General features: G+C 45.7%; 19 protein-coding genes and 1 pseudogene. 2 read left to right on the top strand and 18 right to left on the bottom strand.

The annotated features are described in order from the left end of the window. Positions 1-5 precede the first annotated feature (5 nt). The 8 genes from AC08OG_RS06625 to AC08OG_RS06590 all read right to left on the bottom strand — a co-directional run bounded on the left by AC08OG_RS06625 (position 6) and on the right by AC08OG_RS06590 (position 6,349). Entirely contained in the window at positions 6-1,022 is a 1,017-nt protein-coding gene (locus AC08OG_RS06625; protein ID WP_292355932.1) for a vWA domain-containing protein, read from the bottom strand. 80 nt (positions 1,023-1,102) lie between these two features. After that, positions 1,103-1,471: a hypothetical protein gene (locus AC08OG_RS06620; protein WP_482930414.1), complete on the bottom strand. Its 369-nt coding sequence runs from the start codon at positions 1,469-1,471 to the stop codon at positions 1,103-1,105. Beyond that, positions 1,435-2,040 (bottom strand): VWA domain-containing protein, encoded by a 606-nt coding sequence (locus tag AC08OG_RS06615; protein ID WP_482930413.1) that lies wholly within the window; start codon positions 2,038-2,040, stop codon positions 1,435-1,437. The genes AC08OG_RS06620 and AC08OG_RS06615 overlap by 37 nt, the downstream gene beginning before the upstream one ends. Continuing rightward, positions 2,037-2,576 (bottom strand): MxaK protein, encoded by a 540-nt coding sequence (locus tag AC08OG_RS06610; protein ID WP_292355936.1) that lies wholly within the window; start codon positions 2,574-2,576, stop codon positions 2,037-2,039. The genes AC08OG_RS06615 and AC08OG_RS06610 overlap by 4 nt, the downstream gene beginning before the upstream one ends. Then, a complete protein-coding gene (locus tag AC08OG_RS06605) occupies positions 2,569-3,585 on the bottom strand; it encodes a VWA domain-containing protein (RefSeq protein ID WP_292355938.1) in 1,017 nt (338 codons plus the stop codon). The genes AC08OG_RS06610 and AC08OG_RS06605 overlap by 8 nt, the downstream gene beginning before the upstream one ends. After that, entirely contained in the window at positions 3,582-4,421 is an 840-nt protein-coding gene (locus AC08OG_RS06600; RefSeq protein ID WP_292355940.1) for a hypothetical protein, read from the bottom strand. The genes AC08OG_RS06605 and AC08OG_RS06600 overlap by 4 nt, the downstream gene beginning before the upstream one ends. 11 nt (positions 4,422-4,432) lie before the next feature. After that, positions 4,433-5,317, bottom strand: a complete 885-nt coding sequence (locus AC08OG_RS06595) for a DUF58 domain-containing protein (RefSeq protein WP_292355942.1) — start codon at positions 5,315-5,317, stop codon at positions 4,433-4,435. Between the two features lie 12 nt (positions 5,318-5,329). Further along, positions 5,330-6,349 carry an AAA family ATPase gene (locus AC08OG_RS06590; RefSeq protein ID WP_292355944.1) on the bottom strand — a complete coding sequence of 340 codons (1,020 nt, stop codon included), beginning with the start codon at positions 6,347-6,349 and terminating at the stop codon, positions 5,330-5,332. Positions 6,350-7,056: 707 nt separating this feature from the next. Between AC08OG_RS06590 and AC08OG_RS06585 the strand changes: the two genes are divergently transcribed. Continuing rightward, entirely contained in the window at positions 7,057-8,439 is a 1,383-nt protein-coding gene (locus AC08OG_RS06585) for a histidine kinase (RefSeq protein ID WP_292411220.1), read from the top strand. Further along, positions 8,432-9,100: a response regulator gene (locus tag AC08OG_RS06580; RefSeq protein WP_292355948.1), complete on the top strand. Its 669-nt coding sequence runs from the start codon at positions 8,432-8,434 to the stop codon at positions 9,098-9,100. Before AC08OG_RS06585 ends, AC08OG_RS06580 begins: the two co-directional genes overlap by 8 nt. A 16-nt stretch (positions 9,101-9,116) precedes the next feature. On the opposite strand, the gene ahpF is transcribed toward AC08OG_RS06580, so the two are convergent. The 10 genes and pseudogenes from ahpF to queA form a co-directional block, all read right to left on the bottom strand. After that, positions 9,117-10,688: an alkyl hydroperoxide reductase subunit F gene (gene ahpF, locus AC08OG_RS06575; RefSeq protein ID WP_292355950.1), complete on the bottom strand. Its 1,572-nt coding sequence runs from the start codon at positions 10,686-10,688 to the stop codon at positions 9,117-9,119. 139 nt (positions 10,689-10,827) lie between these two features. Next, positions 10,828-11,394, bottom strand: a complete 567-nt coding sequence (gene ahpC, locus AC08OG_RS06570; RefSeq protein WP_104934625.1) for an alkyl hydroperoxide reductase subunit C — start codon at positions 11,392-11,394, stop codon at positions 10,828-10,830. Positions 11,395-11,571: 177 nt separating this feature from the next. Then, positions 11,572-11,643, bottom strand: coding sequence for a pyrroloquinoline quinone precursor peptide PqqA (pqqA, locus tag AC08OG_RS06565; RefSeq protein ID WP_081443609.1), 72 nt, complete (start codon positions 11,641-11,643; stop codon positions 11,572-11,574). Positions 11,644-11,755: 112 nt separating this feature from the next. Continuing rightward, a pseudogene (gene bioA / locus AC08OG_RS06560) lies at positions 11,756-13,059 on the bottom strand (adenosylmethionine--8-amino-7-oxononanoate transaminase). A gap of 87 nt (positions 13,060-13,146) precedes the next feature. Beyond that, positions 13,147-13,479 (bottom strand): HesB/IscA family protein, encoded by a 333-nt coding sequence (locus tag AC08OG_RS06555; RefSeq protein WP_292355953.1) that lies wholly within the window; start codon positions 13,477-13,479, stop codon positions 13,147-13,149. Positions 13,480-13,483: 4 nt separating this feature from the next. Then, a complete protein-coding gene (locus AC08OG_RS06550) occupies positions 13,484-14,626 on the bottom strand; it encodes a cysteine desulfurase family protein (protein WP_292355954.1) in 1,143 nt (380 codons plus the stop codon). Between the two features lie 18 nt (positions 14,627-14,644). Continuing rightward, positions 14,645-15,103 (bottom strand): Rrf2 family transcriptional regulator, encoded by a 459-nt coding sequence (locus AC08OG_RS06545; RefSeq protein WP_292355956.1) that lies wholly within the window; start codon positions 15,101-15,103, stop codon positions 14,645-14,647. Between the two features lie 50 nt (positions 15,104-15,153). After that, positions 15,154-15,948, bottom strand: a complete 795-nt coding sequence (gene cysE / locus AC08OG_RS06540; protein ID WP_292355958.1) for a serine O-acetyltransferase — start codon at positions 15,946-15,948, stop codon at positions 15,154-15,156. After that, positions 15,945-16,679 carry an RNA methyltransferase gene (locus tag AC08OG_RS06535; RefSeq protein WP_292355960.1) on the bottom strand — a complete coding sequence of 245 codons (735 nt, stop codon included), beginning with the start codon at positions 16,677-16,679 and terminating at the stop codon, positions 15,945-15,947. Before AC08OG_RS06535 ends, cysE begins: the two co-directional genes overlap by 4 nt. Continuing rightward, positions 16,676-17,707 (bottom strand): tRNA preQ1(34) S-adenosylmethionine ribosyltransferase-isomerase QueA, encoded by a 1,032-nt coding sequence (gene queA / locus AC08OG_RS06530; protein WP_292355962.1) that lies wholly within the window; start codon positions 17,705-17,707, stop codon positions 16,676-16,678. The genes AC08OG_RS06535 and queA overlap by 4 nt, the downstream gene beginning before the upstream one ends. Positions 17,708-17,713: the final 6 nt, after the last annotated feature.

Here is a 17,713-nt window from a genome sequence, read left to right as displayed (position 1 = left end):
ATTGGTCAATGACGTGTCGAACGATACGCCCGCGATACACCAAACCAAGTGTATATCTGTGATGCGGTCAGCAGCAACAAACCCACCATTGCTACCCATAGGAAATAGTCTGCCAGTGATTCACGCGGCATTTTGCGTTCGACTAGTAACGTCTGATAATGCTGTTGATCAATATTCTTCATGGCTGCTGCAAATTCATCGAGCGAACCAGCCTCAAAAGCCTGATAAGGAACCGACAGGCTTTTGAAAAAAGTATGTAAATGTCTTTCCGGTGCTCCCTGCCAGAGCACGCTTTCACCGGGCATTTCGTCAAGCGTCATGCCACTGACGGAACGCAGATAGATCCAATATAAACTGAGATTATTGTCCTGTAATATCTGGCTAATCCGTTGTTCCTGCTCAGCGGATAAAATTTGTCCTCCATCGGAAATCAACAACACAATTCGCGCTCCCCGATAGACTTCTCCATCAAACATTTCACCTGCTTTTTTTAATGCCACAGAGATATCGGTTTTGGTCAATCCGCGGCCTAACCCTCCTGCTTCAATAGTGGCCAGTGTGGTTTCCTTACTGTAGGTTAATGGCAAAATTCCGCTTGCCTGTTCACTGAAAAACACATAGCCAAAACGGTCATCAGGACGACTGGAAACAAACTCGGTCAAATAATAACGGGCAACACTGCGCTTGCTTTCCTTGAAATTCATTTTAGTGGAGAGACGATAGGTGTGACGGCGAGCAAAAGGCTGATCCATACTGCGACTGCGATCCAGCAAAATAATGACTTCTGCTCCCTGACCACTGCGCTGCACCGTATGTTCAGGGATATGTGGTTCTGCAACCGCCATGAGTAATGCAGCAATCACAATCGATGTCATTACACGCAGTGTATAACCCATAACTGTGGAAACAGTATCGTGAGGTAATAATGATTCCCAGACAATTTGCTTTTCAGTATTACGACTTACCCACGGCAGCAGCACCAGTGGCAATAAATAAAGCAGATATGGATGTGACCAACTCATGCTTTACAGACAATCAAACAGGTTAGAGAAGTTTCAATATTGAAATTCCATTTCGCCTGATAAAAAAGGTAAACTCCAGCTTACTCATGCTGTTTGGTGAACAGACTGTAAGGTAAAAATACCAGAAGCAGTAAAATTAAGGCGATTGATGCCAACCAGACAAACAAATCATATTTGACCGGTTGCTGCCGGGTGTCAGAAATTTTCTGCATTTCTTTGATCAGTTTCTGTGGGGATGTTGGTGAAGAAATAAACTCAAAGCCAACCCGTCTTGAGACCGTTTCCATATGAGACTTCTTCTGCGAAGATAAATGTTCTGTCCGCGGACGGTTATTATTGAGCTCGGCCGCATCTCCTCGACTTGATGCGTACACATCTTTATGCATAACCTCGTTGATCTCCCAATATCCCTCTATTTCACCAAACTCATTGGTTTTTGGAATAGGCACCAGATCACTCCCCCAATACCGACGATCACTCCAGGTACTTCGCCTGGTGTGTCAGTGAATTTGGGAAAAAGTGTTTCATGAACCGGTGGCGCTTCATGACCATCAGTTAAAAATACAACCGTTGGCTGTGGGGTAATTTCTTTAGCCTGACGAATCGCTGTATAGAGCGCTTTGGATACTTCACTGGAACGAGCCCACGCCATCGTTGGATGAAATTGAGACAGCATCTGCATCAGATCATGATAATTGGCACAGACTTCAACGGGCGTCATCAGAATCAGGCTGCGAGCTTCACTGAAAATTGCCAGGCCGGCATGAGAACCACATGGCATACTCAAAATTGACTGACGGGTATATTCCTTGGCCCAGTCCAGTCGAGTAATGGTTTCACTGCCAAAGCTAACATCTTCCACGTTCATACTGTCGGTTATATCAATGACAAATAGACTGTCCATCACCTCTATTTCGCGATCCACCGGAGGTAACCATAGAGCCGCCATAATCATTAACAGACTGATCAGCATGACCAGAGCTGTTAAAAATATACGTTTAGGATAACTCAGCCTCATGGTAAATCAACCTTGAATGCCTTGGTTTCAATACTGCGCTCGCTGTAGATCTCCTGCTTTTTAAAATTACCATCTACTTCAGGATCTTCTGGCACTAAACGCAGTGCTACCTCAAGATTAAAGCGCGCATCCCAGAAATCCGGCTGTTGTTTCAGAGCACTGCGATAATCCTGTTTAGCTAATTCAACCAGTGGAATCATTTGCGGATCATTGCCATCCATTGCTATCGCTTCACGTAAATTGATGTTGCCACGATTGAAATAGGCAGCAGGTAACAACTCTGTTTGCTGGCTGCCAAGAACCAAGGTGTATTGCTCTAAAGCTGCATCGTTCTCGTTTTGTTCAACCAGATAGCTGCCTTGTGCAAAATGTGCCCGAGGATGCTCCGGAATCGTTTCATATTGTTCGGGAGCAATGACAAAAGCTTCAACTCTTTTTTGCTGCCATAACTGCCAACTTGATAACAACATCACACCAATGCTGATAACAAAAATCGACAGCAACACCCAGCGTAATAATTTTAATGTGTTACTCATGTGCTTTTCGAACTCCCCAGTAACTATATAGATGTGAACTTGCCAACGGCAGCATGGCAAGCAACGCTAACCATAAAAACCAGTCTGCCTTGGGTTCGTGCGGCACCAGCTCTTCGACAATCAAGGTCTGATATTGCTGTTCGTCAATTTCATCCATCGCCGCAGCAAACTCTTCCAATGATCCAGCTTCAAATGCCCGATAAGGAATGCCAATACTTTTAAAGAACTCATGAACTTTACGCTCGGGCAGATCGGTATAGAGAATATTGTCATTTTCCGACGGTTCCAGCGTCATGCCTTGTCTGGCTTTGAGATAAATCCAGTAAATACTAAGATTCATCTCCTTGTAACGTTTGGTGATTAATTCCATGGCTTCATCGGTCATTAACTGACCACCATCAGAGACCAGTAAAACAATTCGCGAACCACGATAGGGCTGATCCTCAAACATTAAAGCCGAATTCATTAACGCATCAGCCAGGTTGGTATCGGATAAGCCCTTACCTAAAGAATTTGCTTCAATCGTATTGAGAATAGCTTCTTTACTATAGGTCAGTGGTAACAGATTGATCGAATTCGTACTGAAGAAAACAAAACCAAACCGATCATCGGGACGTTTTTTTACAAACTCAGTCAGATAGGTTCGTGCAACCCGACGTTTGGAATTGTCGCCTGCAACAGAATAATTAGCAGCCTGAGTGGTCACAGCAAACGCATCGTCCATACTACGACTACGATCCAGCAGTAATACAATCTCAGCTCCCTCACCAAACCTCTCCACGGTTCGTTCCGGTATAGCCGGGCTGGCAACAGCGAGCAATAAAGCAGCAATAACCACGGAAGACAACACTTTCAACGTCAGGCTAATGGTTCGGGATAACGGATCGTGTGGTACTAGCGCTGTCCAGGCCACCGTTTTATCCAGATTGTTATTAAACCATGGTAATAACACCATCGGTAATAACAAAAATACAAGGGGGAAAGCCCATTCGAGCCCAAACAGCATCATGCCATTTTCTCCCTCGCCCGGCAGGCACGAGCCAGTTTAATCAAACTGTCAAAATCCGCATTCTGCTGAGGTTCCCGGCTGAAATAGTGTGATGCTGATTGCTGATAAAACCTTGTGATCTCTGGCTGTAAATCAGCTAACCACGGACAGGCATCCCACAATTGCTGAATCTGACTGTAAATCACCACCGTGCCGGCACTGTCATTAAATGCATGATGCATAACGCGTGTGGCAGCATCCACGTCTTTATGTCCAAACCAGCGTAATTTGTTCATTGAAAATACCGCTCTAGCAAACGGCAGACGTTTGCCCGGGCGTAAGCCAATATGCCAGACCAGCCATATAAGTGCCGTAATCAAAGCGACGGCAATGGCATATGTTAGTTGTTTTTGCAGCGAAGCAAAGTCTGCAGGAAGTAAACGCTGATCACCACGTAACGGAATTTCCATCGCATTTTCTTCAGTGGCATTCAAAAAAGATCCGGCAGAAAATTCAGCTGACGGAATATCCAGCAATTCACCCGCATTGGTTCTGAGGGTATAGGTGGGAGTCTGTAATGTGCGTGTTTCAGCAGGTACATTAACCAACTGATACTGCAGCTCAAGCACATTATTATTACTTGATATCTGCTGCAGATTAAGCCAAGGCCCATGTCGTTTGTTCAATTGCGGCAAACTGTCTGCATCAATATCGCTGACACTTACCGGCAGAACAATGCTGGTCGTTACAATATCACCAATCAAAAGGCCCCAACTGCGATCAATGTTAATGATCACATCCTGAGCCATGAGCTGACTACTGAAAATAAAACTGATAATGAGGATCCAACGGCGCATTATGTGCATTCCTATGATTTTTTCATGGCGGAGAAATACTGGGTCAATTGTTGTGGGGTGACCTCTCCAGAGACAAAAAGCGGCTTAACGCGATAGCGCATAAAACAGGCCGTCAATTTCTCAAAATGTTCATCCAATTGCTGCTGCCAACGTTTTTTGATACCCGGCCGAATCCATACGCTATGACGTTTTCCGGTCTCAGAATCCCTGGTTTCAGTCCAACCGGCATGTGAAGGCAGATGATCCACTTCATCATGTTGCCAGACGATAGGTATCACCGTGTAATGTGCCAACTTGCGTAAAGTGCGATCCACCAGGTCAATATCACAGCAAAAGTCTGATGCAATAAACACCATGGCTTTAGGGCTGGTAATCAAATCTGCAGCATCAAATAATCCTGCCGCGCCAGGCTCTGAAGGTGGCGCTGCATGAATGATTTTTTCAGCGGCCAAAGCAGGCATACTGCGCTGTCTGGTTGGCATCACTGAAACATCTTTACGCCACATGGCGTCAAATCCAGCCATGGCAAACCGATCGCCAAAGCCAATAGAGCTGTGAGCAATCATATGGGCCAGACGAGCCACCCGTTCATTACTGACACTTGAAACCGACATCGATCGGCTTAGGTCGGCAAGTAGCCATAAGGTAATAGAAGAGCGTTGCTGATAACGGCGAACCAGCCAGCGTTCCTGATTACCTAAAGCGGAATCGGCAATATTAGTGCGTAAACTGGCACGCACATCCAGACGCCGTGGGTCGGGGTAATCAAACAAGTCGGCAAAACCGGCAAAACGATCACCACTTCCCATTGCAGTTCCGTTGTGTGCACCTGGCACATGTCCGAAAACCTTATCTGGAAAGCGGTAGCTAAATTCCTGAGGTTGAATAGGCTTCATGATGAGGCCTGCTTACGGCGTAGCGATATGGTCGCGTAACGCCTGTACAAACTGCGGCATCAACTGCTCACGACGGCCATCATAGACCGGCGACAGGAATACACGATGGGTCAATGATGGCAGTAATACATAATGAATATCGTCAGGCATGACATGGTCACGCCCTTCCAGCCAGGCACAAACCTTGGCCGCACGAACCATCGCCGACATACCACGAACACTGGCGCCGGCAACGACCAGATCCTCTACGTAGACATCGGGTAAGGTAATACCGAGTTTATGAGGTTCCCAGCTGGCATCCCACAGACGTACGACATAGTTTTCAATTTCCGGAGAAACATAGACGCTATTCTGAATATCCCGATCCAGAGCATTCAAATCACGATAGTTCAGCAGTGGGTCACCTATTGAACTCAGCAATTCATCTACATCATGAAATGCCGGATCAAAAATCAATTTACGACGCTGTTCATCTTCAAGTGGTCGACTGATATTAATCTCGAACAGGAAACGATCTCGCGCTGCCGCACTAAGTTCAAAGGTTTCCTCTTTTTCCACGGCATTACGATCAGCAAATACGATCATATGCGGAAAACGATACTCTTTACCAAACGCTTCAGCACTTCGCTCGGCCATCGCTCTGAGCAGCAGTGATTGAACCTGGGGACGGGCACGGTTAATTTCATTAAAGAAAAACACCGCGGTTTCTTCGCCTTTGGCAATCAACGGACCAGGTTCGATGACCGGTTTACCATCAGCATTAACCCAGGCACTGTAAAGCAGATCGTTAGGCATTAAGTCCACACTACCTTCGATACGGCCAAATGCACCACCTAATGCTTTTGAGAAAGCCCGTAACAAGGTAGTTTTCCCCACCCCGACCCCGCCTTCAAGCAATACGTGGCCGCGAGCATGCAGTGCGATCAAGATCAAACGAATCGCCTGTTGCTGACCAATCACCACATTATTGACAACCTTTTCCAGTGCCAATGCATGTTCACGAGCAGTAGCTAATTGCTGCTTATCCGACATTCTCTCTCCCCTTTAAATAGGTAATTTTTTATTTTGAGCCTTATTCAAAAATCATTTTTCAAATGAAGGCTGTTTATCTAACGCATCTTTGCAAAGCGAGCAAAACCCTAGACTGACAGCAAATGCTGGAAAATCCCAGTGATTTGCTGTTTTAGTTTTGATTTTTATCGTTTGACTAGGGCTTGTTTATCTTTCATATCCACCACTGCTGGCGGCTATTTTTTCGTCCTACAAGGCGGAAATGATGCGATGTAGTTGTTCTACATAAGTCATTTCCAACGCCGTAGGGCGGAAAAATAGCCCCAGCCCTGCGGGTTGTGACTGAAAAAGCGCCACTCTGCGTTGCTCGTTGCTTATTTAGAATAACTAAAAGGCGCTCCTCGTGCCTTGATTGACGCTTTTTCAGCTCACAACAGAGGCGGAGATGAAAGATAAACAAGCCCTAGGTTTTGTTATCACAGGAATTTATCACTGAATATCAAAATGTGAAACCAGCTAACTAATAATAGATTTAAAATAAATACTCCATAAGCACTTAAAATGTTGTATCAGCTTTACTTGCAGAATGTTGTTTATTAAACAGTGAAAGCCAGTATCACACATCAGATATTTGCCCATGGACATCGGGCAAATATCCCGTTAACTGTGGTTCAGCTTTGCAGAGCCTATATCTGCGCCTAGACTATAGCGATTGTTTAGATGGATACATGATGAATCTCAGACTACAGCTTTTCTTTAGAATCATGCTGATAGGCTTTGTCTGTCTGGTCGTTAGTGCGGGTTATGTGCTTTATCAGACCGATCAGCAAGCCAAACTGGAGGCCGATCTGACTGCTTTGCGTATTGAAAAACAACTTACTCAGCAGTTACTGAAAATGTTCTCCCGTTATGATTACTCGATAGCTTTCCCGGATTCCAATATTTTGCAGCAACTGAATGGCGTGCCTGGCTCGTGTGTACAGTTTTTATCACGTACGGAAAGTCGTCGCCGCAGTTTGTGTAATGAAGTTGTGCATGATGAAACCCGATGGCCACAGTGGTTTGGTGAGCTTTATCAACAACTTTTCCAACCAAACTATGAAGCCAGTCGGCGGTTTTCATTTAATGCCATCACCTATGGCAACATTATTGTTTCGCTGAATATGGAAACTGAGATTGCCCGTGCCTGGAGTAATCTGCGTGCGGTGTTCGGTATTTTATCGGTAAGTATTCTGGCCGTATCGTTATTGGTGTTTATGACCATTCATCGGATGCTGCACCCGGCACAGCTTATCGTTCGTGGTCTGGAAAAAATGCGCCAGGGGGACTTGCAGACTCGTATCCCCAGTTTTGAAATAGGCGAATGGCGCCGCACCAGCGAAGCGATCAATGCGCTGGCCTCCACTCAGCAAGAGATTATGAATGAGAACCGTGAACTCGCACTGAAATTGATTAATGCACAGGAGGAAGAACATCGTTATATCAGTCGAGAACTACACGATGAGTTTGGTCAGTGTCTCGCCGGTATTAATGCTTTAACTACTTCTATCAGTCAGACTGCACGTAAGGACTGTCCTTCAATTATCAGTGAAACCGAAGGTATCAGTCATATAACGGCTCATATGATGTCCGCTTTGCGTGGATTATTAACCCGTTTGCGTCCAGCTGATGTCGATGAACTGGGACTGACAAGAAGTCTGGAAAAACTGATAAAAAGCTGGAATCAGCGCACTGGTGGAGAAACCCGATTTAAGCTTCAGATAGACGATGGGGTTGATTCATTACCAGAACCATTACCGGTCAATCTCTATCGGATTGTGCAGGAATCATTAACCAATATTGCCAAGCATGCTGATGCCAGTGAAGCAAACATCAAATTGAAATATGTTCATCAAAATCAGTTAACGCTGCAGGTTGAGGATAATGGTAAAGCCAAACGTGACAGCTTCAATCAGCATATGGGTGTAGGTTTATTGGGAATATCGGAACGCGTGAATGCTTTGGGCGGTAAAATCACCATGGATATCCAGAGCAAAGGCGGATTGAAACTGCTCATCAATTTACCGGTTAATCCAAAACCTGCACCGACAACGGAGCACCCGCATGTCTGAAAAATCGATTCAAATCCTGTTAGTTGATGACCATGCCATTGTGCGTGAAGGTTACCGCTCGCTGTTACAAAAACAACCCAATTTAACTGTAATAGCGGATGCCCGTGATGCTGCTGAGGCCTATCAGAATTATAAAACCTTCGAACCTGATGTGGTCATTATGGATATTTCCATGCCGGGACAAAGTGGTCTGGAAGCCATTTCACGCATCAGACAATATGATGGTCAGGCACGTATTCTGGTGTTCAGTATGCATCAGAATCCCAGCTTTGCATTACAGGCGATTCGAGCTGGTGCACTGGGGTATGTCACCAAAAGCAGCGATCCGACTTTGTTAATACATGGAATTTATCAGGTCTATGAAAACAAACTCAGTCTCAGTCCCGACGTGGCACAGGCATTGGCCGTAGAAAAACTGGGACAGGATAAAGCGAGGCTGGATGATTTAACGGTCAGAGAATTTGAGATTTTACGACTGTTACTTGAGGCCAATAATAACCAACAAATTGCAGACATTCTGAATATTAGTCCGAAAACTGTATCGAATTCACATTACATTATTAAACGAAAACTGGATGTGAATTCGGATATTGAACTCACCCGCCTCGCCATTCGCATGAAGCTATTAAACTTGCGCGATTTGATTGACGAGGCGGAATGAATTCAGCTTTCGTGGATTAGGCGGCTTTATCCTTATCATCAAACTCATTACGAATCAGATAATCAAAAGCACCCAGAGCTGCTCTGGCGCCTTCGCCCATTGCCATAATGATCTGCTTGTATGGAATGGTCGTCACATCACCGGCAGCAAAAACACCCGGCATTGAGGTGGCACCGTGAGAGTCAATTTCAATCTCACCGTATTTACTCAATGTGAGCGTGTCTTTTAACCAGTCGGTGTTGGGCAACAACCCAATCTGCACAAACACCCCAGCCAGCTCGACATGATGTGATTCCTCAGTTGCACGATCTTTATAATTCAGACCGTTCACTTTCTTGCCATCGCCAGTAATTTCGGTGGTTTGCGCACCAATAATTACCGTTACATTATTCAGACTGTGCAGTTTTTTCTGCAATACCGCATCGGCTTTCAGCTGATCGGCATATTCGAGCAGGGTTACATGTCCAACAATACCGGCCAGGTCAATTGCAGCTTCGACACCGGAGTTGCCGCCGCCGATTACCGCAACATGTTTACCTTTAAATAACGGACCATCACAGTGAGGGCAATAGGCAACGCCATGACCACGGTATTCTGCTTCACCCTGCACGCCCAGCTCACGCCAGCGGGCACCAGTCGCAATGATGATTGACTTACTGGTCAGAGTGGCACCGCTTTCCAGTTCCACTTCAAGCATTTTGCCTTTCTGACTTAATTTGTTGGCGCGCTGTAACTTCATCACGTCTACTTCATATTCCTTCACGTGTTCTTCAAGTGCAGCGACCAGTTTTGGCCCTTCGGTCTCTTTGACTGAAATAAAGTTTTCAATCGCCAGGGTATCCATTACCTGGCCACCAAAACGTTCAGCCACGATACCGGTACGAATTCCTTTACGTGATGCATAAATTGATGCAGAAGCACCAGCCGGTCCGCCACCAATAATCAATACATCATAGGGGTCCCGCTGACTGATTTTTTCTGCTTCACGTTTAATGGCACCCGTATCCAGTTTGCCGATAATTTCTGCCAGGCTCATACGGCCCTGACCGAATACCTCACCATTCAGGTAAACAGTCGGCACTGCCATAATCTGACGTGCTTCGACTTCTTCCGGATACAGTGCACCATCAATCATGGTGTGATGAATATTTGGATTCAACACCGCCATCAGGTTAAGCGCCTGTACCACTTCAGGGCAGTTCTGGCATGACAAGGAAATATAGGTTTCAAATACAAACTCGCCATCAAGCTGTTTGATTTGTTCAATCACTTCAGGCTCGGTCTTCATCGGATGCCCGCCGGTGTGCAGCAATGCCAAAACCAGTGAGGTAAACTCATGGCCCATCGGGATGCCGGCAAAACGGATTTGCTCCTGCCCTTCAGGCTGTTTAATACGGAATGAAGGTTTACGTGCATCGTTATCGGCATCAGAAAAGCTGACTTTGTCTGACATATCAGCAATTTCCACCAGCAACTCACGCATTTCCAGAGATTTTTTGCCATCATCCAGTGAGGCAATGATCTCAACTGGACGTTGCAGATTCTGCAGATAAGTTTTTAATTGCGCAGCAATATTAGCATCCAACATAAGGCACCTGCCTGTCTAAAATTCTATAAAGTATTTGGGTGATGTCCGGGCCGATCGGCCCGGACACACTGATCCAACGGATCAAGAATTTCGTAAGAAGTTGTCGTTAAATTAAACGACAACTTGCTTCAGATTTTCTTTAGATTTTGCCAACCAGATCCAGAGATGGTGACAAGGTTTCTTCACCTGGCTGCCATGAAGCTGGGCATACTTCACCATCATGTGAGGCAACATATTGAGCAGCCTGGATTTTACGAACCAGTTCTTTTGCACTACGGCCAATGCCAAGATCGTGAACTTCGCACACTTTGATCACACCTTCTGGGTCGATAACAAATGTGCCACGCAGCGCCAGACCTTCTTCTTCAATCATGACTTCAAAATTACGGCTGATAGCACCGGTTGCATCACCAAGCATTGGGAAGTTGATTTTCTTGATGGTTTCAGAAGCATCGTGCCATGCTTTGTGTGTGAAATGGGTATCAGTAGATACTGAGTAAACTTCAACGCCCATTTCCTGCAGTTTCGCGTAATGGTCGGCCAAATCACCCAGTTCAGTCGGGCAAACAAAGGTGAAGTCAGCTGGGTAAAAGAATACTACTGACCATTTACCTTTCAGATCAGCATCAGTAACAGGTATGAATTCGCCTTTGTGAAATGCAGTGGTTTTAAATGGTTTAACGGTTGTATTAATCAAAGTCGACATGGTCTACTCCTTGTTGATTGTCAAAAGCGACAATCGTCATTCTATGGCTCGATGATGCAACGGTCAAACAACTTAATTCTATTAATATAATCGGAATAAGCGATTGCAATACAGTCTTAATGAAAAAAGCCCCTGAAGCTAAACTTCAGAGGCTTTTAAAGTACGTTTGAACCGATATTAACGGTTGCAGATGTACATGGTTACTTCAAAACCGAAACGCATATCTGAATATTCTGGTTTAGTCCACATGATCATTTCTCCATTCTATTTTAAGGGTATCGCTATCCGCTTTTCTGGATAACGTGAGGAAGATATTACGCCGCAAAATACAGAAAACTATCAGGCATAATCTTGATCGGACTCAGGATTTTACTGATTCCTCCAACTTATTCACGATAGATTTTATCGCAGTAGTCAACGTAGTTAATTGCTCCGAGGTAATGATGTAAGGCGGCATGACATAAATCATTGAGCGAAATGGTCTTATCCATACGCCCTGCTCCACGATAAACCCTGGCAGCCAGTCCATAAACTTATCCAAAGGCTGATTTAGTTCCACCACCCCAATCGCCCCTTTGCTCCGAACATCTTTAACCAGTGAATGGGAAGATAGTTCATTTAGCTCATCCGTAAGCTGTGCTTCAATTGCCCGCACGCTTTGTTGCCAGTTTGATTCAAGTAATACATCAATACTTTCACAGGCTACGCGACATGCCAACGGGTTACCCATAAATGTCGGGCCATGCATCAACACCCCCTGTCCGTCAGCTGAGATCCCTTGTGCCACTCTGGTTTGACATAGTGTGGCCGCCAACGTCATGTACCCCCTGTCAGCGCCTTACCTAAGCATAGAATATCTGGCACGACACCAGCTGTTTCATAAGCGAACAAATCGCCTGTCCGACCAAAACCAGTAGCTATTTCATCAAAAATCAGCAACACGCTATGCTTGTCACACAAAGTCCGAAGCTCACGCAGATATTGCGGACAATAAAAACGCATGCCCCCAGCGCCTTGCACCAACGGCTCGACAATCACTGCCGCCAGCTGTTCATGGTTGGCTTCAATTAATGCCCGCATTTCAGCAATATCACTGTCCTGCCATTCAACATCGTCGCGACAGGTGGGGGCTGGAGCAAACAGATGTTGTGGAAGTACCTTGGCAAACTGGGAATGCATGCCATTAACCGGATCACAAACCGCCATCGCGCCGAAGGTATCGCCGTGATAGCCGCTTCTTAGTGAAAGCAGTTTCTGCTTCTCTGTTTTACCCTGTGCAAACCAGTATTGAATCGCCATTTTAATAGCGACTTCAACTGATACCGAGCCGGAATCAGCCAGAAAGACATATTGCAGGGCATCATCAGTGATATCGATTAAACGTCGTGCCAGACTGACCGCCGGATCATGAGTCAAGCCGCCAAACATTACATGCGACATTTTATCGAGTTGATCTTTAGCTGCTGCATTAAGACGTGGATGGCCGTAACCATGAATAGCTGACCACCAGGAGGACATACCATCAATGATTTCGCGACCATTAGCCAATGTTAAATACACGCCTTTTGCCGAAATCACTTCATGTAAAAGCGGCGGATTTTCCACGCTACTATAGGGATGCCACAAATGCTGCGCATCAAATTGCAGATTGCTTAGTTCGGTCATGGTCGGAATTAAATCACGCTTAATGGTGGGATAAAACAAAACTGCCCGTACTTGACGGGCAGTATTCATTATAAAAAATTAATCGTTTTATTTTGTCACGCTGAAGCTCTCACCACAGCCACATTCAGAAGTGACATTCGGATTTATGAATTTGAAGCTCTGGTTCAGTCCTTCCTTAACAAAATCCAAAATCATGCCTTCCAACAGAGGCAGGTTATCTTTATCTACCACGACTTTGACATCGTCCTGCTCAATAATCATATCGTTGGCCGCAACGCTATCTGCGTAATCAAGGGCATAGCTATAACCTGAGCAGCCACTTTTGACTACCCCGATTCGTAAGCCAATGCCACTGTCACGCTTGGTAACCATGTCGCGAACGCGTTTTACTGCTGATTGTGTCAATGTAATTGTTGTCATTTCATTACCTGTTCATCAAATGGTTAAAACGACTGGCTTCTTTTTCAATTACGACTGCCAGTTGTTCAATTTGTTCTGTAGTATTTTCCAATGAAACACTCACCCGGACAGCACCTAATGCCGTCATATCATCTACGCCCATGGCTTTAAGCACATGGCTTGGTATTTGTCGTCCCGTGCCACATGCTGAACCACTGGAAACCGAAAACCCCTTGCGATCCAGTGACATCAGTAAGGTGTCGGAATCAAAACCCTGTAATGAAAAAAACACTGTATTTGGCAGACGTTCTGTTGACTGTGCAAAAACCGTCACCCCGGGTATTTCGCGTAATCGAATTTCCAGCAAATCTCTTAATTCACGACAATGTTGCTGATAATGCGTTAATTGTTGCTTGGCTTTCTCAGCTGCCGCCCCAAACCCGACTATTGCCGCAACATTCTCGGTACCACTGCGCTTTTCGTGTTCCTGACCACCACCTAATACATATGCAGGCCAGTCCAGTTTTTTATCAACAATCAGCGCACCAACGCCTTTTGGACCACCGAACTTATGTGCAGACAGACTCATCATCTGAATCCCAGCCGCCTGAAAATCAATTTCCAGCTTACCGGCTGCCTGCACGGCATCACTGTGAAATACGATATCCCGTTGCCTGGTCAGTTCGGTTAATTGAGCAATATTCTGTATTACGCCAGTTTCATTATTTGCCCACATCACCGAGACCAGACGGGTATCGTCGGTCAGTAAGGTTTCAAATATCTCAACATTGATCAGACCATCAGCATTAACCGGAATGAACAGTACTTCAAAACCCTGCTGTTGTAATCTTTTGGCGGGTTCAAGCACGGCAGGATGTTCAGTACTGCCAATTAAAACGCGTCCGGAATCGTACTTCTGAGCAACGCCACCAATGGCCTGATTATTCGATTCTGTGCCACCACTGGTAAATATAATTTGATCGGTTTCTACATTTACCAAATTGGCGACTTGTTGTCGTGCATGATCAATTGCTGCAAGCGTATAACGACCAAAACGATGGCTGCTGGAAGGATTACCCTGTTGCTGTTTAAGATAGGGCAACATCATATCCAGAACGCCTTCAGCCAATCCGGTTCCGGCGTTATGATCTAAATAAGCAAAGGACATAAGACTCAGTAACGAAAATTAAAGTGCATCAAATTTGATGACTTTTTCGCTGTTACCCCGGTTGTTAAGATTTCGTTCGTAGTCACTTACCACATGATGCAAGGTGATACCTGCCAGATAGAGTCGAATCTGATCACTCAGGCTTTGCCATAACTCATGACTGACACATTGCTCATCAGCATGGCAGTTATGTTTGCCCTGACATTGCGTGCTATCCACTTTTTCATCAACCGCTGAAATCACATCCAACACAGTAATTTCGGTAGCTGCCCGACTTAAACGATAACCACCGCCAGGACCACGTGAACTGCTGACTAACCCCTGTTTCCGTAATCTGGCAAATAACTGTTCCAAATAGGAAAGCGAGATACCCTGACGCTCGGATATATCAGCAAGCGTGATCGCGCCGACACCGTAATTCAGACTTAAATCGAGCATTGCTGTCACAGCATAGCGACCCTTCGTCGTTAAGCGCATATTGGTTTCCTATCACAGACTATTCTGATAGTTTTCCATACCCGACTATTTTAGTCAACTTTAGCTGAATCCTGATCTTTATCCAACTCGCATCCTTCCAGTTCAGGCATCGAAACATCTGGCATTTCGCCGCCTAAACGATGAATTGTCTGGCACATGGAATCCATGCGCTTTTCCATTAAATGAATATGTTCAATCAATCCATGAATGGCAGATGCCACCGGATCCAGTGTTTGTGTTGAGGTACCATAAGCATCAAAACCAACGGATTGCGCCAGCTTTTCCTGGGCTTTTTTGTCGGGGTTCTTCTGGCTTCTGACCACTCGTCCAGGGATACCAACAACGGTTTCATTCGCTGCAACATCCTTAACCACTACCGAATTGGAGCCAATACGGGCTCCTTCATGAACAGTAATCGGCCCTAAAACTTTTGCCCCAGCCCCCACAACAACATTATTGGTTAACGTCGGATGGCGTTTGCCACCTTTCCAGGAGGTCCCCCCCAGTGTCACACCATGATAGAGCGTGCAATCATCACCAATTTCGGCTGTTTCACCAATCACCACGCCCATGCCATGGTCAATAAAAAAGCGCCGACCGATTTTGGCGCCCGGATGGATTTCAATTCCGGTCAACCAACGACCGATAGTCGACATAAAACGAGCCAGCCACATCCAGCCTTTTTTCCATAACCAATGGCTGAAGCGATGCAGTGTTAATGCATGCACACCTGGGTAGGTGGTGACGATCTCAAACACATTGCGCGCCGCAGGATCTCTGTCAAATACGCAGTAGATATCTTCTTTAAAACGCTGCCAGCGGGTCACATGTAATTGATCGTTCATTTTGTACTCCTCGCTTTGGTCTCTGCTGCACGCAAAATGCCATGCAAAATCTGAACTTCATTCCGGTCAAGATCTGCACGGTTAAATAAACGACGAATCCGCCGCATTAAATTACGTGGATTGCTCGGATCTAAAAAGCCGATGGTGGTCAGACTGCGTTCGAAATGGTCGTATAAATGCACCAGATCTTCGGCGTGAATGGCCTCACGTTCTTCACCCACACGACCTCGTTCAATGGTCGGATTGAAACTCATGCGTAATTCATATGCCATAACCTGAACCGCAGCAGCCAGATTTAACGAACTATATTCTGGATTTGCCGGAATATTTATCAAGGTATGACATAGATCCAGTTCGTCATTTGATAAACCGGAATGCTCCCGCCCGAATACAATTGCAATATGGGTATCATCATCATATTTTTCAAGCGAGGCAACCGCTTCACGCGGATTCATTAATGGCACTGCAAGGTGTCTGAGCCGGGCACTCATGCCAAACACATGCTGACAACCGGTTAATGCCGACTGCAGGGTGTCATGCACCACTGCTTTCGCCAACACATCATCTGCTCCAGAAGCCCGTGCTGTCGCCTCGGCACTAGGATAGATTTTCGGCGATACCAGATGAAGATTTGATAAGCCCATGGTTTTCATTGCCCGGGCAGAAGCACCGATATTACCTGGATGTGTGGTGCCAACCAGCACAAAGCGAACTTTGTCTAAAAGAGTCATGCAGTTTTCCTGGTGATAAACATGGCGTCACCGTAACTGAAAAAACGATAACGTTGCTCAATGGCGTGATGATAGGCCGTCATTATATGGTCGCGTCCGGCAAAGGCCGAGACCAACATCAATAAAGTCGATTCGGATAAATGAAAGTTAGTGACCATCGCGTCTACTGAACGAAACTGGTAGCCCGGATAGATAAAGATATCTGTTTCACCTGAATAGGACTCAATTTCGCCACTACGTGAGGCGCTTTCCAATGCTCTTACGCTGGTAGTGCCTATTGCAATAACTCGTCCACCTTTTTTGCGAGTTTGACGAACCTTTTCACAAACGGTTTCGCTAACTTCAATACGCTCGGAATGCATTTGATGCGTACGAATATCCTCAACCCGCACCGGCTGAAATGTTCCTGCTCCGACATGCAATGTGACTTCAGTCATGTCTATACCGCTATCGCGGATTCGTTGCATCAGCTCATTATCAAAGTGCAGCCCGGCTGTCGGTGCTGCCACCGCGCCAATTTGCTTGGCATAGACGGTTTGGTATCGATCCAAATCATTTTTATCAACTTCACGCTCTATATAAGGGGGTAAAGGTAATCGTCCGTATTGTTCGAGCGCCTCAATTACGTCGCCTGCAATATCAAACTTAAGTTCAAATAACGCATCCTGACGGCCCAGAACCTCAACACGAAGCTCGGTTTCCAAAATTAAAATTCGACCCTCTCCCGGAGACTTGCTACTGCGAATGTGTGCCAGAACGCGTTTATCGTCCAGGACCCGTTCTACCAAAACCTCAATTTTCCCGCCAGTTTCTTTTTCGCCTAACAGGCGAGCAGGAATGACTTTGGTGTTGTTGAACACCAGCAAATCATTGGGTTTGAGTAAATCCAGAAAGTCGCTGAACAGGCGATCTGCCAGCTCACCACTATTTCCATCAAGTGTCAGCAATCGGCTGGCAGTTCGGTGTTTGGACGGATACTGGGCGATTAATTCGGGTGGGAGTTCAAATTGAAAGTCGGTACGTTGCATGGCGAG

The organism is Methylophaga sp. F7, from assembly GCF_056863975.1.
The sequence above is the reverse complement of the archived record's forward strand: the minus strand, read 5'-3'. Positions and strand labels throughout refer to the sequence as shown.

What these genes read in the sequence shown, in the direction of transcription:
- AC08OG_RS06625 (WP_292355932.1), bottom strand. Translation starts at nt 1,022, where the DNA reads ATGAGTTGGTCACATCCATATCTGCTTTATTTATTGCCACTGGTGCTG.
- AC08OG_RS06615 (WP_482930413.1), bottom strand. Translation starts at nt 2,040, where the DNA reads ATGAGGCTGAGTTATCCTAAACGTATATTTTTAACAGCTCTGGTCATG.
- AC08OG_RS06610 (WP_292355936.1), bottom strand. Translation starts at nt 2,576, where the DNA reads ATGAGTAACACATTAAAATTATTACGCTGGGTGTTGCTGTCGATTTTT.
- AC08OG_RS06605 (WP_292355938.1), bottom strand. Translation starts at nt 3,585, where the DNA reads ATGATGCTGTTTGGGCTCGAATGGGCTTTCCCCCTTGTATTTTTGTTA.
- AC08OG_RS06600 (WP_292355940.1), bottom strand. Translation starts at nt 4,421, where the DNA reads ATGCGCCGTTGGATCCTCATTATCAGTTTTATTTTCAGTAGTCAGCTC.
- AC08OG_RS06595 (WP_292355942.1), bottom strand. Translation starts at nt 5,317, where the DNA reads ATGAAGCCTATTCAACCTCAGGAATTTAGCTACCGCTTTCCAGATAAG.
- AC08OG_RS06590 (WP_292355944.1), bottom strand. Translation starts at nt 6,349, where the DNA reads ATGTCGGATAAGCAGCAATTAGCTACTGCTCGTGAACATGCATTGGCA.
- AC08OG_RS06585 (WP_292411220.1), top strand. Translation starts at nt 7,057, where the DNA reads ATGATGAATCTCAGACTACAGCTTTTCTTTAGAATCATGCTGATAGGC.
- AC08OG_RS06580 (WP_292355948.1), top strand. Translation starts at nt 8,432, where the DNA reads ATGTCTGAAAAATCGATTCAAATCCTGTTAGTTGATGACCATGCCATT.
- ahpF (WP_292355950.1), bottom strand. Translation starts at nt 10,688, where the DNA reads ATGTTGGATGCTAATATTGCTGCGCAATTAAAAACTTATCTGCAGAAT.
- ahpC (WP_104934625.1), bottom strand. Translation starts at nt 11,394, where the DNA reads ATGTCGACTTTGATTAATACAACCGTTAAACCATTTAAAACCACTGCA.
- AC08OG_RS06555 (WP_292355953.1), bottom strand. Translation starts at nt 13,479, where the DNA reads ATGACAACAATTACATTGACACAATCAGCAGTAAAACGCGTTCGCGAC.
- AC08OG_RS06550 (WP_292355954.1), bottom strand. Translation starts at nt 14,626, where the DNA reads ATGTCCTTTGCTTATTTAGATCATAACGCCGGAACCGGATTGGCTGAA.
- AC08OG_RS06545 (WP_292355956.1), bottom strand. Translation starts at nt 15,103, where the DNA reads ATGCGCTTAACGACGAAGGGTCGCTATGCTGTGACAGCAATGCTCGAT.
- cysE (WP_292355958.1), bottom strand. Translation starts at nt 15,948, where the DNA reads ATGAACGATCAATTACATGTGACCCGCTGGCAGCGTTTTAAAGAAGAT.
- AC08OG_RS06535 (WP_292355960.1), bottom strand. Translation starts at nt 16,679, where the DNA reads ATGACTCTTTTAGACAAAGTTCGCTTTGTGCTGGTTGGCACCACACAT.
- queA (WP_292355962.1), bottom strand. Translation starts at nt 17,707, where the DNA reads ATGCAACGTACCGACTTTCAATTTGAACTCCCACCCGAATTAATCGCC.